The sequence below is a fragment of the Nocardia sp. NPDC058058 genome (genome assembly GCF_042885355.1).
In the GTDB taxonomy this organism is placed as follows: domain Bacteria; phylum Actinomycetota; class Actinomycetes; order Mycobacteriales; family Mycobacteriaceae; genus Nocardia.
Genome location: NZ_JBHVSA010000003.1, coordinates 1,599,955 through 1,614,620, shown reverse-complemented (window position 1 = coordinate 1,614,620; position 14,666 = coordinate 1,599,955). Strand labels below are relative to the sequence as shown.

The 14,666-nt window shown below is 64.4% G+C and carries 16 protein-coding genes; 9 read left to right on the top strand and 7 right to left on the bottom strand.

Going from position 1 to position 14,666, the window contains the following annotated elements; translation table 11 throughout:
• From ACFVUS_RS31410 to prpD, 4 genes are all read right to left on the bottom strand, one after another.
• On the bottom strand, positions 1-1,863 hold a 1,863-nt coding region (locus ACFVUS_RS31410; protein ID WP_387774654.1), incomplete at its 3' end, for a pyruvate carboxylase.
• A gap of 110 nt (positions 1,864-1,973) precedes the next feature.
• Positions 1,974-3,098, bottom strand: a complete 1,125-nt coding sequence (locus tag ACFVUS_RS31405; RefSeq protein WP_387774651.1) for a bifunctional 2-methylcitrate synthase/citrate synthase — start codon at positions 3,096-3,098, stop codon at positions 1,974-1,976.
• Positions 3,098-4,012 carry a methylisocitrate lyase gene (prpB, locus tag ACFVUS_RS31400; protein WP_387774648.1) on the bottom strand — a complete coding sequence of 305 codons (915 nt, stop codon included), beginning with the start codon at positions 4,010-4,012 and terminating at the stop codon, positions 3,098-3,100. The genes ACFVUS_RS31405 and prpB overlap by 1 nt, the downstream gene beginning before the upstream one ends.
• A gap of 1 nt (position 4,013) precedes the next feature.
• A complete protein-coding gene (gene prpD / locus ACFVUS_RS31395) occupies positions 4,014-5,516 on the bottom strand; it encodes a 2-methylcitrate dehydratase PrpD (protein ID WP_387774645.1) in 1,503 nt (500 codons plus the stop codon).
• Positions 5,517-5,670: 154 nt separating this feature from the next.
• On the opposite strand from prpD, the gene ACFVUS_RS31390 reads away from it, so the two are divergent.
• Positions 5,671-7,095, top strand: a complete 1,425-nt coding sequence (locus tag ACFVUS_RS31390; RefSeq protein WP_387774642.1) for a short-chain fatty acyl-CoA regulator family protein — start codon at positions 5,671-5,673, stop codon at positions 7,093-7,095.
• A 7-nt stretch (positions 7,096-7,102) separates the two neighbouring features.
• On the opposite strand, the gene ACFVUS_RS31385 is transcribed toward ACFVUS_RS31390, so the two are convergent.
• Positions 7,103-8,071 carry a hypothetical protein gene (locus ACFVUS_RS31385; RefSeq protein ID WP_387774639.1) on the bottom strand — a complete coding sequence of 323 codons (969 nt, stop codon included), beginning with the start codon at positions 8,069-8,071 and terminating at the stop codon, positions 7,103-7,105.
• Between the two features lie 246 nt (positions 8,072-8,317).
• Here ACFVUS_RS31385 and ACFVUS_RS31380 point away from each other — a divergent pair, with 246 nt between their 5' ends.
• On the top strand, positions 8,318-8,719 hold the full coding sequence (locus ACFVUS_RS31380) for a hypothetical protein (protein WP_387774636.1): 402 nt from the start codon (positions 8,318-8,320) through the stop codon (positions 8,717-8,719).
• Positions 8,720-9,011: 292 nt separating this feature from the next.
• Positions 9,012-9,857: a hypothetical protein gene (locus ACFVUS_RS31375; protein WP_387774633.1), complete on the top strand. Its 846-nt coding sequence runs from the start codon at positions 9,012-9,014 to the stop codon at positions 9,855-9,857.
• Positions 9,858-9,875: 18 nt separating this feature from the next.
• Here ACFVUS_RS31375 and ACFVUS_RS31370 read toward each other — a convergent pair whose 3' ends face one another.
• Positions 9,876-10,292 (bottom strand): winged helix-turn-helix transcriptional regulator, encoded by a 417-nt coding sequence (locus tag ACFVUS_RS31370; RefSeq protein WP_387774630.1) that lies wholly within the window; start codon positions 10,290-10,292, stop codon positions 9,876-9,878.
• A 97-nt stretch (positions 10,293-10,389) separates the two neighbouring features.
• Here ACFVUS_RS31370 and ACFVUS_RS31365 point away from each other — a divergent pair, with 97 nt between their 5' ends.
• From ACFVUS_RS31365 to ACFVUS_RS31345, 5 genes are all read left to right on the top strand, one after another.
• Positions 10,390-11,247 (top strand): alpha/beta fold hydrolase, encoded by an 858-nt coding sequence (locus ACFVUS_RS31365; protein WP_387774627.1) that lies wholly within the window; start codon positions 10,390-10,392, stop codon positions 11,245-11,247.
• 98 nt (positions 11,248-11,345) lie between these two features.
• Positions 11,346-11,768: a hypothetical protein gene (locus ACFVUS_RS31360; protein ID WP_387774624.1), complete on the top strand. Its 423-nt coding sequence runs from the start codon at positions 11,346-11,348 to the stop codon at positions 11,766-11,768.
• 91 nt (positions 11,769-11,859) lie between these two features.
• A complete protein-coding gene (locus ACFVUS_RS31355) occupies positions 11,860-12,282 on the top strand; it encodes a MarR family winged helix-turn-helix transcriptional regulator (RefSeq protein ID WP_387774621.1) in 423 nt (140 codons plus the stop codon).
• Positions 12,283-12,340: 58 nt separating this feature from the next.
• Complete coding sequence (locus ACFVUS_RS31350; protein ID WP_387774618.1) at positions 12,341-12,868, top strand: DUF6790 family protein; 528 nt, start codon at positions 12,341-12,343, stop codon at positions 12,866-12,868.
• A gap of 15 nt (positions 12,869-12,883) precedes the next feature.
• Positions 12,884-13,534, top strand: coding sequence for a TMEM175 family protein (locus tag ACFVUS_RS31345; protein WP_387774615.1), 651 nt, complete (start codon positions 12,884-12,886; stop codon positions 13,532-13,534).
• Between the two features lie 134 nt (positions 13,535-13,668).
• On the opposite strand, the gene ACFVUS_RS31340 is transcribed toward ACFVUS_RS31345, so the two are convergent.
• Positions 13,669-14,205: a hypothetical protein gene (locus ACFVUS_RS31340; protein ID WP_387774612.1), complete on the bottom strand. Its 537-nt coding sequence runs from the start codon at positions 14,203-14,205 to the stop codon at positions 13,669-13,671.
• A gap of 235 nt (positions 14,206-14,440) precedes the next feature.
• On the opposite strand from ACFVUS_RS31340, the gene ACFVUS_RS31335 reads away from it, so the two are divergent.
• On the top strand, positions 14,441-14,626 hold the full coding sequence (locus tag ACFVUS_RS31335; RefSeq protein WP_387774609.1) for a hypothetical protein: 186 nt from the start codon (positions 14,441-14,443) through the stop codon (positions 14,624-14,626).
• Positions 14,627-14,666 lie beyond the last annotated feature (40 nt).

Sequence of the window (14,666 nt, the reverse complement as noted above, 5' to 3'; positions counted from 1 at the left end):
GCGCGTGACCTTTTCGGGGTACGGCGTGTAACCGACGGTATTGCGTCCGCGCAACAGCATCTGCAGGTTGATGTTCGGCACCGCTTCACGCAGCGCCGTCAGACGCTCCCACGGATCCTCGTACAGGAACCGAAGCGCCACGTCATACGTTGCGCCACCCCAGCATTCGATGGATAGCAGCTCGGGAGTCATGCGCGCCACGTGTCCGGCGACCGCGAGCAGTCCGCTGGTACGCACCCGAGTGGCCAGCAGCGACTGGTGCGCGTCACGGAACGTGGTGTCGGTGACCGCGACGCCCTTGCGTTCGCGCAGCCAGCGCGCGAATCCCTCCGGGCCGCGCTCGAGCAGGATCTGCCGGGTTCCCGGCGGCGGAGTGGCAGCGAGATCGATGGCGGGCAGTTTGTCGTGGGGATACACGGCGGTGGGGCGGTTGCCGTGCGGCTTGTTCACCGTGACATCGGCCAGATAGTCCAGGATCTTGGAGGCTCGATCGGCCGAGACATTGCGGGTGAGCAGTTCGGGTCGCTCATCGATGAACGAGGTCGTGGCACGTCCCGCACGGAACGCGGGATCGTCCAGAACGGCTTGCAGGAAAGGGATATTCGTGGCCAAGCCACGGATGCGGAACTCGGTGACCGCGCGGCGGGCGCGACCAATGGCGGTGGGGAAATCCCTTCCACGGCACGTGAGTTTGACCAGCATCGAGTCGAAATGCGCACCGACCTCCGCGCCCACGTTCGCACCGCCGTCGAGGCGGACGCCCGCGCCACCCGGGGACCGGTAACCGGTGATACGACCGGTATCGGGCCGGAAACCATTGGCCGGATCCTCGGTCGTGATCCGGCACTGCAACGCCGCACCACGAATAACAATCGAATCCTGGCTCAACCCAAGATCTTCCAACGACTCACCCGAAGCGATCCGCATCTGCGACTGCACCAGATCCACATCGGTGATCTCCTCGGTCACCGTGTGCTCGACCTGGATACGCGGATTCATCTCGATGAACACATGATTGCCACGCTCATCCAGCAGAAACTCCACGGTACCCGCGCAGGAGTAGCCGATCTCCTTGGCGAACGCCACCGCGTCCGCGCAAATCCGGTCCCGCAGTTCCGGATCGAGATTCGGCGCCGGAGCCATCTCGATGACCTTCTGATGCCGCCGCTGCAACGAACAATCCCGCTCGTACAGATGAATCACATTGCCCTGCTGATCAGCCAGAATCTGCACCTCGATATGACGAGGATTGATCACCGCCTGCTCCAAGAACACCGTCGCATCACCGAACGCGGACTCGGCCTCACGCGCCGCGGCCTCGATGGCCTCACGCAACTGCGCCTTATCGGCCACCCGGCGCATACCGCGCCCACCACCACCCGCGACCGCCTTGACGAAGACCGGGAACTCCATCGATTCCGAAGCCGCCATGAGTGACTCCACATCCGAGGACGGCTCACTCGAGGCCAATACCGGCAGCCCCGCGGCCTTGGCGGCGGCAATGGCCCGCGCCTTGTTACCCGTCAGCTCCAGCACATGCGCCGAGGGACCGACGAACGTGATCCCCGCGGCAACGCACGCGGCGGCCAGATCCGGATTCTCCGAGAGGAATCCGTACCCCGGATAGATCGCGTCCGCACCGGATTGCCTTGCAGCCGCGATGATCTCACCGACCGAGAGATACGCCCGGACCGGATGCCCGATAGCGCCGATCTGATACGACTCATCGGCCTTGAGCCGGTGCGGAGAATTGCGATCCTCATGGGGGAACACCGCGACCGTGTGCGCGCCGAGCTCGTACGCGGCACGGAACGCGCGAATGGCGATCTCACCGCGATTGGCCACCAGGACTTTCGAGAACATAGGGCGGTCCACCTCAATGGTTCAGGGCGGCGACGGTATGCCGCAATGGAAAAGAAGGACGGCCCGCACGGGTGAGTGCGGGCCGTCCGGGAATGTCGTGCCGGGGGCTGTCAGGCGACGACGGAACGCTGTGGCACACCGACGTATTCGCTCAGCGGCCGGATCAGGGCGTTGGATTCGCCCTGTTCGATGATGTGCGCGGTCCAGCCGGTGATGCGACTCATCACGAAGATGGGCGTAAACACCTCGATATCGAATCCGAGCAGGTAATACGCTGGGCCGGTGGGGAAGTCGAGGTTCGGCTTGATGCCGGTGGCCTCGACCATGGTGCGCTCGAGGATCTCGTACATGGCCACCCACTGCTGCCCGCCGGTGGCGGCGGCGATGTCCACGAAGGCCTTCTTCATGGTCGGCACCCGCGAATCACCGTTCTTGTAGACCCGGTGGCCGAAGCCCATCACCTTTTCCTTGTGCGCCAGCTTGTTTCGCATCCACTCCGCCGCGAGCGCCGGATCGCCGATCTCGATCATGTCGTGCATGACCGCCTCGTTCGCACCGCCGTGCAGCGGGCCCTTGAGCGCACCGATGGCGGCGGTAACCGCGCTGTAGATATCGGACAGCGTGGAGGTGACCACGCGCGCGGCGAAGGTGGAGGCGTTGAAACTGTGCTCCGCGTACAGGATCAGCGAAACCTCGAACGCCTTGACCAGCTCCGGGGCCGGAACCTTCCCGAAGCACATGTTCAGGAAGTTCTCCGCGAATCCCAGATGCGAATGCGGGGCAATGGGATCGAGGCCGTGACGCCGCCGATGATCGGCGGCCACGATGGTGGGCAGCACCGCCATCATGCGAAGCGCCTTGGCGCGGTTGGCCTTCGGCGAATTGTCGTCCTCGGCGGGATCTTCCGCGCCGAGGTAGCTGATCGCGGTGCGCACCACATCCATCGGATGGCAGTTCTCCGGCAGCTTGGTCACCAGCGACAGCAGTGAACGATCCGCGCGCCGCGACGCGCGTTCCTGCTGCAGGAACTGCGCCAGCTGTGTGTCATTGGGCAGTTCGCCGTACCACAGCAGGTAGGCGACCTGTTCGAAACTGCAGTTGGCAGCCAGATCCTGGACCGCGTAGCCACGGTAGGTCAGCGAGTTGGTCTCGGGCACGACCTTGGAGATCGCGGTGGTATCGACGACAACGCCGGCGAGACCCTTGTAGATGGCCGGTACCGTGGTATCCGTCATCACTGATTCCTTCCCAGAGTGAAATTGAAGATGTCGGAATCGAATTCGTTGTAGCGCTCGTACTGCAGCAACTCGTAGAGGCGGCTGCGGTGCTGCATCCGATCGAGCAATTCGGCCTGGGTTCCACTGGCGAAGATCTCGCGCAGTCCGGTCTCGGCGGCGTACATGGCCAGTCGCAACGTGGTCACCGGGTAGATGACCGCGTTGTAACCGATCTTCTCCAGCGTGGCCGCCGCGATGAGTTCGGACTTGCCGAACTCGGTCATGTTGGCCAGCAAGGGAATCGAGACCGCGGCACGGAACTTCTCGAAGTCGGCTTCGGTATTGAGCGCCTCGGTGAAGATCAGGTCCGCACCCGCGTCGGCATAGGCCTTGGCGCGTTCGATGGCCGCGTCGATGCCCTCGATCCCGGCGGCGTCGGTGCGGGCACAGATGATGAAGTTCGGATCGCGGCGCGCTGCCACGGCCGCGCCCAAGCGGCGCAGCATATCCTCCACCGGCACAACGGCTTTGCCGTCGAGATGCCCGCAGCGCTTGGGATTGACCTGATCCTCCAGGTGCATGCCCGCGATCCCGGCGTCTTCCATCACCGTCACGGTGCGCGCCGCGCTCATGGGTTCACCGAAGCCGGTGTCGGCGTCGATGAGCACGGGCAGATCGGTGACCCGGGCGATCTGCTGACCGCGCCCGGACACCTCGGTCAAGGTGGTCAGTCCGATATCGGGCAGCCCCAGATCCGCCGAGAGCACCGCGCCCGAGACGTAGACGCCTTCGAACCCGATCTCCTGGATCAGCTTGGCCACCAACGGATTGAACGCACCGGGCAGGCGCTGAATCCTGCCCGAGTTCAGCCCCGTCTTGAAGGCGAGTCGCTTATCGGCGGCCGATGTGGTGGCAGCGAGCAGTCCGGTCATGTCAGAACAATCCCTTCGGGGACTTGGGCGCGCGGGCGAGCACATCCGCCGAGACAGTGAAGGTGAGCTCCGACAACTCACCCGCGGACAGCTCGCCCGCGCGCTGGGCCACCTCGAGGAAACGATCCTGTTCGGCGGTCTCGATAACACCCTCGGCCAGGGTGCGGAATTTGGCGATGTACTGATCGCGGGCAAAAGGCTTGGCGCCCAGCGGGTGTGCGTCCGCGACCGCCAGCTCGTCGATAATGACCTCACCGCTCTTGAGGGTGACCTCGGCGCGCGCGCCGAAGGCCTTCTCGTTCGGATCGGTCGAGTGGTAGCGCCGGGTCCATTCGGCATCCTCGGCGGTGGCGATCTTGTTCCACAGCTCGATGGTGTCGGGACGCTGGGCGCGCTCGGGCGCGTAGGACCGCTCGTGATGCCAGGTGCCGTCCTGCAGCGCGACCGCGAAGATGTACATGATCGAGTGGTCGAGGGTTTCGCGAGAAGCCTTGGGGTCGAACTTCTGCGGGTCGTTCGAGCCGGTGCCGATCACATAGTGGGTGTGGTGGCTGGTGTGCAGCACGATCGAGGCGATCTGGCTCAGATCACCGATGCGCTCGCGCAGCCGGAACGCCAGATCGATCGGGGCCTGGCTCTGGTATTCGGCGGAGTGTTCCTTGGTGTAGGTGTCCAGGATGCCGCGCTTGGGCTCGCCCGGACCGGGCAGCGGCACCGAGTACTCGGCGCTCGGACCGCCCAGCAGCCACGCGATCACGCCGTCCTCGCCCTCCCAGATGGGCGAGGGCGCACCTTCGCCGCGCATGGCGCGGTCCACGGCCTCCACGGCCATCTTGCCCGCGAACGCCGGGGCGTACGCCTTCCAGCTTGAGATCTCGCCCTTGCGGGACTGGCGGGTGGCGGTCGTGGTGTGCAGGGCCTGGCCGACGGCCTGGTAGATGGTCTCGGTGTCGAGGCCGAGCAGGGTGCCGATACCGGCGGCGGCAGACGGGCCCAGGTGTGCGACGTGGTCGATCTTGTGCTCGTGCAGGCAGATCGCGCGCACCAGATCGACCTGGATCTCGTAACCCGTTGCCAGACCCCGGATCAGGTCCCGGCCATTGCGTCCAGTGTGCTGGGCCACCGCGAGGATGGACGGGATGTTGTCACCCGGATGCGAGTACTCCGCGGCCAGGAAGGTGTCGTGGAAGTCCAACTCGCGCACCGCGACTCCATTGGCCCACGCCGCCCATTCGGGCGAGTACGAGCCGCCGACGCCGAAAACCGTTGCGCCGGGCTGATACGCGTGGCTCAGCGCCTGGGCGCGAGCGTTGGCGACCGGGCGGCGGGTGATGGACGCGGCGGCGACGGCGGCATTGTCGATGATCCGGTTGACGATCATCTCTTCGGTCTCCGCGCCGACCTCAACGGCGTCCGCGGCAACCTCGGCGATCCGCCAGGCAAGGTGCTCTTCGCGGGGGAAGGTCTCGGCGGAGCGGTGGGTGCGAACGAGATGATTCTTCACGGTCAGAGTCCTCCAGGGATTTGTTTTCACCGATGCATTTCGCACGCTACACAGCGCCGCGACCGGCGCATATCCCCCGCAAATGCCTATTTTTGTGGAAGCGAAGTTGTGAAAGTGTGAAAGTTGTGGAAATCGGTATTGCTAGATTGGGGTCATGCAGAAGATGTATGCGGGGGCACGCTTGCGCACGCTGCGGGAACAGCGTGGCCTGTCCCAATCGGCGATGGCCAAGGCGCTCGAGCTCTCGGTCAGCTACATCAACCAGCTCGAACATGATCAGCGGCCGTTGACGGTGCCGGTGCTGCTGCGCCTGAACTCACGCTTCGACCTCGACATGGGGTTCTTCGCCGCCGATACCGATGCCAGGCTCATCGCCGATCTACAGGATGTGTTCGCCGAGGATCCCGACGGGACGACGATCACCACCGCCGAGATCGACGACCTGGTCGCCCGGGTCCCGGCGGCGGCTCGGGTGCTGGTGGGGCTGCATCGGCGGCTGCGCGGGACCACCGAGCAGATGGAACGGGTCTCAGCCGGAATCGACGGTGCGACAAATGATTCCACGATCGCCATGCCGTACGAGGATGTGCGCGACTACTTCTATGATCGGCGCAATCACATTCCCGAACTCGATACCGCGGCCGAGGAACTGTTCTCCCGCAATGGATTGAGCCTGGGCGGGATGGATTTGCAGTTGACCCGGCTGCTGCGCGAGCAGCATGACATCACCGTGGTCATCCGGACCGACGATCCGAATCAGCCCGGCCCCAAACGGGTTTACGAGGCCGCCACCCGAATCCTGACCCTGGCACGGCGGCTCACCACCGGCCAGCGCGCGTTCCAATTGGCCACGCAGCTGGCGTTTCTCACCCAGCCCGCGGTCATCGCCGACCTCATCGACGAGGCCGAGACCATGCCCGAACATTCACGTGGGCTGCTGCGCATCGGTTTGGCCAACTATTTCGCGGGCGCGCTCATCCTGCCGTACACCCAGTTCTGGGATGCGGCCGAGACGCTGCGCTATGACATCGAAATGCTCGCAACGAAATTCGAGGTCGGGTTCGAAACCGTCTGCCATCGGCTCTCGACCCTGCAACGCCCCGGCAAGCGCGGGGTTCCCTTCTTCTTCGTCCGCACCGACCGCGCCGGGAACATCTCGAAACGTCAGTCCGCCACCGCATTCCACTTCTCGCGTGTCGGGGGCAGCTGCCCACTGTGGGTGGTGCACGAAGCTTTCTCCACGCCCGGCAGCATTCGCACCCAGATCGCGCAGATGCCCGATGGGCGCAACTACCTGTGGCTGGCGCGCACCACCGATGAGAAGGCACCCGGATACCTGTCCCCCAAACGCGATTTCGCCATCGGCCTGGGTTGCGATCTCGCTTACGCCGACAAGCTCGTGTACTCCCACGGCCTGCCCATCGAGGATCCGCGCACCGCGGTTCCCATCGGCGCGGGTTGTAAGGTCTGCGAGCGCACCGACTGCGCGCAGCGCGCTTTTCCGCAGCTGGGTCGGCCGATCAGCGTGGACGACAACAGCTCTCAGAACATCCCTTACGTTCCGACCTCGGCCGCCTGACCGCACACTACTGCCGCGAACGGAGGTAATCGGCGAGTTCGGACAGGTGATCGGTGGAGAGCCGGTCGACACCGGCGTCGAATTCCTCGTCCCACAGGGCTTTTCGGGCCGGTCCGGGCTCGTCGGGAGCACCCCAGAAGCGCACCCGCTTACCTTCGCCGTGCGCGCGATCGACCAGGTCTTGCAGTGCCCGTCGTTGTCCCTCCGGCATCGGGCCGACGCCGCCCCAGGAGAACAGCCTGGTCCAATCGGCTTCGACCTCGGGCATCAGGGTGGCGGGCAGGCCGGTGCCGAGATCCTCGGGCGCGCCGACCGCGAAGGCGCTGCGCGTGGTTTGCGCGGCCATGGTCGCTCGCATCTCGGTACCGCTGGTGAACGCGGTCAGCACGCTGACGGTGACCGGACCGCGCTCGACTCGACCATCGGTGTAGCGGGTGAACAACCCGTCGTAGGCCGGGTCGCGCAGCGTGGCATCGAGGACCCGATAGACATCCGGCGCGTCGAATTTGATTTCGATGAGCAACTGGAACTCCCCGTGATACCCGGGAAGGACGGTCCCGCCGTTCTCCGCGACCAGCCGTCGCAGCGGATCGAGGTATAGCGTGCGCAGCGTACGGTCCAGGCGAATCTCCCACGGCGCGTGCGCCACCGGCAGGTCACTGGATCCCAGCGCCGGGTACACGTCCGCCTCGACGCTTGTAAAGCCTTGTTCCACAGCGTCATACAGCGGGCGGCCGTGCAGATAGTCGTTATGCGCGTGCGCTCGCGGCAAGGGCAGCACGGGTACTTCGGCCACTGCGATTCGGGGTGCGGCGATTGATGCCGCGACCAATGCGGCGCATACGACCCAGATCCACATCATCGGTTCGAGCGACCGATATCCGGAAACCACGGATGCGTATCGTGCGGGCTTGGGCATACCGCGAGCGAACCCGCGGCGATGGCCGTCGCGCAACCCCGCGTTGGCAGACTTCACCGAAAGTTCACGCGATATCCGAATCGCCGGATCCCTTCGGATCGCAACTGGATCGAGCACCACTGCGGTGTCCCGATACTGATAAAGATGGCCTCCGAGTCTCAAATACCTGAACATCGCAACGAGTCAGATCGGCACGGTCCGTTGACCTTTCGAGGAGTCGCCTCATCGGTCGTGTCATCGGTATCGAGTACATTTGCTGCCGCACGCGTGTTCGGCGCGTTGTACGCGAGTTAGGGAGTTGCTTTGGTACGGAACGTTTTCCGCGTGGGGGTGCTGGCGGCGACGCTGGTGTCGCTGGGAATCAGCGGAGCGCAAACAGGTTTCGCGGCGAATTCGGGTAGCGGGTCCACCCCGGAACCGCCGCTGATCACCCTCATGCCGGGCGGTGTCATCCACGTCGACGCCCCCGCCGACGGCTCGGGCTGGACCTGCAAGGGCATGAGCCTGCTCCCACCCGTCACCCAGTCCGCCCGCATAAGCCGTAAACCGATATCCACGGGCTCCGCGATGCTGGATTCAACGCCGTGGCAGGCATCGGTGGACCTCCAGTTCCCACCCAGCGCAACAGTGCTCTGGGAGTGCAGTACCCCGGGTTCGGGCAACCGGACAATCAAATCCGAGGGCATCCTCCAAACCCTGCCCTAGTCCCCGATCACCGTCTGATCGTCCACGGCTCTGCCCCGACCTATTCGGTCAGGGCAGAGCCGTACCAGGCGGTTCTCTTCCGCGATGCGCCGCGCAAAAGACTTCTCGCAGTGCACAATTCGAGCACAGAAAGTTTGCTCGTCGGTAGGAGTGAAAACTCATGTCCAGTCCCAAGGGAGAAGCCGCTCCGAAGGCCCCTACGACCGATACTCCGCCCGCGCCGCCTGCCCCAGACGCGCCCTTGGCCACCGAAACCCCCACAGTCCCAGCACCTACGACAACAGGCACCGGCGTGGCGACAGCCGATGACGCCGGCATTCCCGACGCTCCCCCCGTCGATGTGGACGTCGCAACCAGCTTCCGGCAAAGCGCGCGAGCACAGACGTACCACGCAACGTGGGAAGAAACCTACAACCGCTGCGTTGGCAGGGGCCGCCGACTGGTCGCTGCCATCGCTACCGCCGCGACGCGGTCCGACACCACACGCGAGGCGCTTGTCAGCGCCAAACAAGCCGTGTTCACGAGCAGGTACGGGATTACGACGATCGACAAGCCCATCACAAAATCGCCGACCGGCAGGGCAGAGGAAGTGCGATGGACGGGCTCCACCGAATCGCTCTACGACATCACCGCGCTGCCCGCGGCCAATCGCCTGCTCGTGTGGGGGCTCAATCGGGTCGACGGTGAGCCGTTGAACTGTTCGGACATCTACTTCTACCTGTATCGGCGCGCGGCAACGACCACGGGACCACTGCCCGTGCTGCACTCGGTGGTGCAGGAGCAAGCCACCGGCGGCACGATCGTGGGGGTCCACAATCATCTGCGCTACCTCGCCGATTCCGATGACGTGCCGCTCGATACCTGGTACCCGACCGATGAGCAGTTCTACGCGCTACTGGGTTCGACCAACGGCAGCGGACCGGCCTATCTGGCAATCGATCACGGCCACAAGCTCGGTATCGGCTCTATCACCTCGATCACTCTGGGCGCCTCGCTGGAACTGACGGTGAACTTCGCCCCGCCCACGACCACCGCCGCGGCATCGACCGCATCGTCCTCCTCGAGCTCCTCTTCGTCGAGCTCGTCGTCCTCGAGCTCGAGCAGTTCGTCGTCGACCAAGAGCACGTCGAGTACCTGACACCGATGGGGTCGGTCGCTATTCGGTGGCGGCCGACTCGGCGTGTGCGTCGTTGACGCTGTTGGCTTGATCGATTTCGGCCATGTGATCCTCGGCCCAGGTGCGCAACGCCGCCAACGGGATCTCCAGGGACAGGCCCAATTCGGTGAGCCGGTAGTGCACGCGCGGTGGCACCGTCGGCTCCACCCGACGGGTGACCAGACCGTCCCGCGCCAGGTTGTGCAGGGTCACCGACAGCATCTTCTGCGATACGCCGGGCATACGCCGCCGCAGCTCGGCGAAGCGCACCTCGCCCGGGTCGGCCTGGGCGAGGACCTTGACCGCCATCGATGTCCATTTGGTGCCGATGCGGTCCAGCAATTGGCGGGTCGGGCATTGGCAATCGAACAGATCACCGCGAGCCGGTGCCGTCGCGTGCGCTGCTCGGGTAGTCACCTGAACCTCACCACCTGTCGTCGAAGTGCCTTCTTGGCAGGGCACCGGAGGTTACCTACCGTTTTCTGGTAACCAATCGTAACCACCTGGAGGCCTCATGACCCACACAACACCGCCAGCCACCCCCATCGAACTGCGCCAAGTCGACACCAATGGCATCCGCGCCAACGTCGCCCTCGCCGGTTCCGGCCCCGCAGTCGTTCTGCTGCACGGCTTTCCGCACACCTGGCGACTCTGGAGCGAGATCATCGGCCCACTGTCCGAGCAGTACCGGGTCATCGCCCCGGACCTGCGCGGATTCGGCGCGACCACCCGCGCACCCGACGGCTACGACGCGGGCACACTGGCCGCCGATATCGCCGGAATCCTCGATGCGCTGGGCGAACCCACCGCGTCCGTCGTCGCGATCGACGCGGGCACCCCGGTCGCGGTCCTACTCGCCCTGACCCACCCCGACCGGATACACCGGCTGGTGGTCATGGAAGCACTGCTGGGCAAACTCCCCGGCGCCGAACACTTCCTCGCCGCCGGTCCGCCATGGTGGTTCGGCTTCCACGCCGTCCCCGGCCTCGCCGAAACGGTCCTACTCGGCAACGAGGCACGGTACATCGAATGGTTCCTCACCACCGGCACCCGCGGCCGGGGCGTGCGCGCGGACATCCACGACGCCTCCATCGATGCCTACACCGAACCAGACGCCCTACGCTGCGCCTTCTCCTACTACCGCGCACTCCCGACCACCGCCCACCAACTCGAGCACGCCGCGCAAGCCACCCGCCTCACCACACCCACCCTGGCAATCGGCGCCCACCCCGTCGGCGACGCGTTGGAACGCCAGCTCCGCCCCTTCACCGATAGCCTTGTGGGACAAGTCATTCCGGATTGTGGCCACATCATCCCACTGGACCGCCCCCAAGAACTCCTCAACCTGATACTGCCCTTCCTGGCGGAATGAACCGATCCCCAACTTCACAGGCGGCCAACCCAATCGGCGTCCAACCGACCGACCGATATTGGCAATACAGAACATTCCGGATTGCTTAGGATTCAACAGTGACGGACACCGTACTCGAATCCGCGCCATACCCAATCCATTGCAGCGATTGCCAAACAGTGTTCGACTCTTCACTGACCGAGGCACTCGTAGGCAACGATCACCGATGGGATCTCGAGGCCCAGTGCCCAACCTGCGAATCCCTCTGGTGGGCCTGCGGCATCGATCCAACACCGTCCATGCGCGACGCACTACTGAAAACGAACGGCTCCACCGTGCTCCAGGTCGAAAACGGCAGCATCACAACAGCATCCGCCATGAAGGCCCTACGCCACGCGCGCTCCCTCTCCCTAACCGAGGCCCGCTCCCTCGCCGATCAACTCCTGGGCCTCGGGATCGAAGGGACACTTGTCGAAATGGAAGTCATCGCACGCCTTTTGCTCGCCGCCGGAGCGACGCTGAGCACACGAACCAACCCGTAAGCGACTTCGGGATATTTCGGTCCCAACATTCATTGCCTCCCGACCAGGTCCGATGAATGTTAACCAGGCAAGACTCTGATACGTTCGATTCGTGGACGATGGACTCGGAGACCTACTGCATCGCGTGGTGTATCTGCTCGGGGAGGCCGCGCGGCGGCGCGGGGGCGAGGACGGGGTTTTGACCTATAGCCAGATCCGCCTGCTGGGAATGCTGGAGGAGATCGAGCCGGTGACCCAGCATCAGCTGGCGCAGGCGTTGGCGGTATCGGATCCAGCGGTCAGCCGGGCCTTGCGGCCGCTGGAGACGGCCGGGTTCGTCGCGGTCGAGACCGACCCGGAGCATGCGCGGCGACGGTTGGTGCGCACCACTGAAGCCGGGCGCGATGCCTTTCACGGCAGCGACAGGCCGCTCCAGAACGAGTTGCGCGACGCGTTGCTCGAAGCAGGGTTCCCGTATGAGCAGTACCTGCGCGACACCGCGGCGCTGGCAAAGCTTCTGGAGCCGCGGCGGTAAACCTGCCCCGATGGACATAGTGTTGCGTGGTTAATATTAACCATGCAACACTCGAGGTATGAACGCGATGTCGTACCTTGCCCAGTCGGCTTTCCCCTTGGTGTGGATAGTGATCGCGATTGTCGGCGCACTGGTCCGAACCCGGCACAGCCCCTCGCGCGCAGCCACTCTCGAAACCTGGCAGCGCTGGTGGGCCGTGGCGGCACTCGGCTGCGGAAGCCTATGGATGACCTTCGCCTTCCTCACCGCCCCGGACGTAATGGCGACCGCGATCGGCTTCGACCGCACCCCGTTCCAGTTCGAGATCGCCTTCGCCAACTTCGGACTCGCGGTCATGGGTTTCCGCGCCGTCTCGGCCGGCGCCCGTGAGCGCATCACCATCGGCCTCGGCGCCGGAATGTTCCTGTGGGGCGCGGCAATCGGCCACGTCTACCAGTGGTTCGCCAACGGCGACCACGCTCCTGGCAACACAGGCGGAGTTCTGGTCTGCGACATACTCTTTCCCGCTGTCATGATCATCCTGGCGCTCCGTTCACAGCGGCTCGCCAACGCCGAGCAGCCCTCGCTCGCCACCGCCCGCGCATAACCCCGGGAGACTCCGATGTCGCTTCACCACGACGCGAACGGCCACGCCACCGGCTGGTCACCGCACCGCATCGGCGCATTCGCCGACGCCGTCCTCGCGATCGCGATCACGCTGCTGGTCGTCGAGATCAAGCGGCCGCAGGACGAGGACCTGGTCGATACCGGCGCCCTGGCGTCATTCCTCTGGCACGAGCGGGCCTCGTTCGTGGCGTTCGTAGTCGCGTTCTTCCTGTTGTGGTCGGTATGGCGTCGCCATCACACGTTGATCTACGAGGTGTCGCTGCTGGATAGGCTCACCCTCGCCTGGCACGCGCCCCTCTTGCTCCTGGTCGCGATCCTTCCCTATTCGACAGCGGTATTCGGCCACGCGACGGACAACAGTCTCGCCGTCTGCCTCTTCGCCGTGACGGCAGGACTACTGTTCGCCAGCGAAGGCGTGGTGCGGGAGCTGGCCGCACGACGATCCGTACTCGCCGAGGGCATCGCCGCGGCCGACATCCGTTCCAGCGCAGACGCTTCGTTCGCGGTCGCCGCAGTCTTCTTCGCCACGGCCGCACTCGCCTGGCTCAGTCCGTACGTGTGGTACGCCTGGCTTTTCGCACCATTGTCGGCCACGTTCGGCGGCCGCCTGATCTACCGATTGCGCGGGGGCTCATCGACTGACTGAAATCTGTTGCTACCGTTCATACTTCGAAACTTCACGCCCCAATCGACCTATTCCATCGATGAAAGACAGTGCGTTTCGATCGCTACCATACTTGGGATCTCGACTACCCGGCGTCGAGGTGAATCCACCAAGGTCTACGCATATTTCGCGATCTCATCAACTTTGGCAGTCAAATAGCTGTACAGGTCCGGGTAGGTGTCGTTGTCCTCGGGCGGTAGCTGGACAACGGAACCGGTGGGCAGGGATGCCGATTCACCAACGAATACGAAGGCTGTGCTGAAGTAGCCATTGTCGCTGGTTACCAGCTGGTGGTAATCCTCGGCATCGGTGCGTGCACCGATCTCTTCATCCCATTCCTCGGTCTCGAACCAAATTCGCGCTGATTCCACACCCGACGCCCACCGCGCGCCCACACCGATCTCAGCAGTGCCGAGCAACGAGTAGAAGAGGTTGAAGTACCCCCAACCGTCGGCCACCGACAGCAGTTCTCGATGTTGCGGGTCCAAAGGGCGGCCGAGCCGCTGCTCCGCAGCCACCAATTGAGCCTGTGTCGCACCAGTATTCGGATGGCTGTCCTCTTCGAGATCGCCGGCTTCCCGAAGCCGCCGCTTCTGCTCGGCGAACCGCTCGAGCAAATCAAGCCATCTGTCTCTGCCAACAGGTGAACTCATCCCGTCCTATCCAACGTTCCGACCGATCAACAGACTAGCCAAATCGGACTCCGAAATCGGCAATAGCAGAGGTTCGCGCCTTCCAGCTGACTTTCCGCGGTGCCACGCACGACGATGAGATCCGCGAATTCTCTGCCGGGCACGCCGTTGCCGCGTGCCCGGCGCAGGGCCCCTGATCAGGCAAAATCAAGACAGGTGTGGCGGATTCGGCGGGCGAAACGAGGAGGAGTTCCGAGTGATTTCCCGACAAGCTTTCCGGCTGGTCAGCGGCGTATGCCTGGTCGTTGTCATTCTCGGCGTTCTGTTGCCCATGCTGATCACCGCAGGACCCAGCGCCACCATCGGATGGGCCCTGGCTCTGGTCGCACTCGTTGCCTGGTTCGTGTTGGCAATCATGCGGTACCGCTCATCCGACCGCTGACGGCCCCGAGATGCCCCGGGGCCGTTGATCTTCAGCGTGC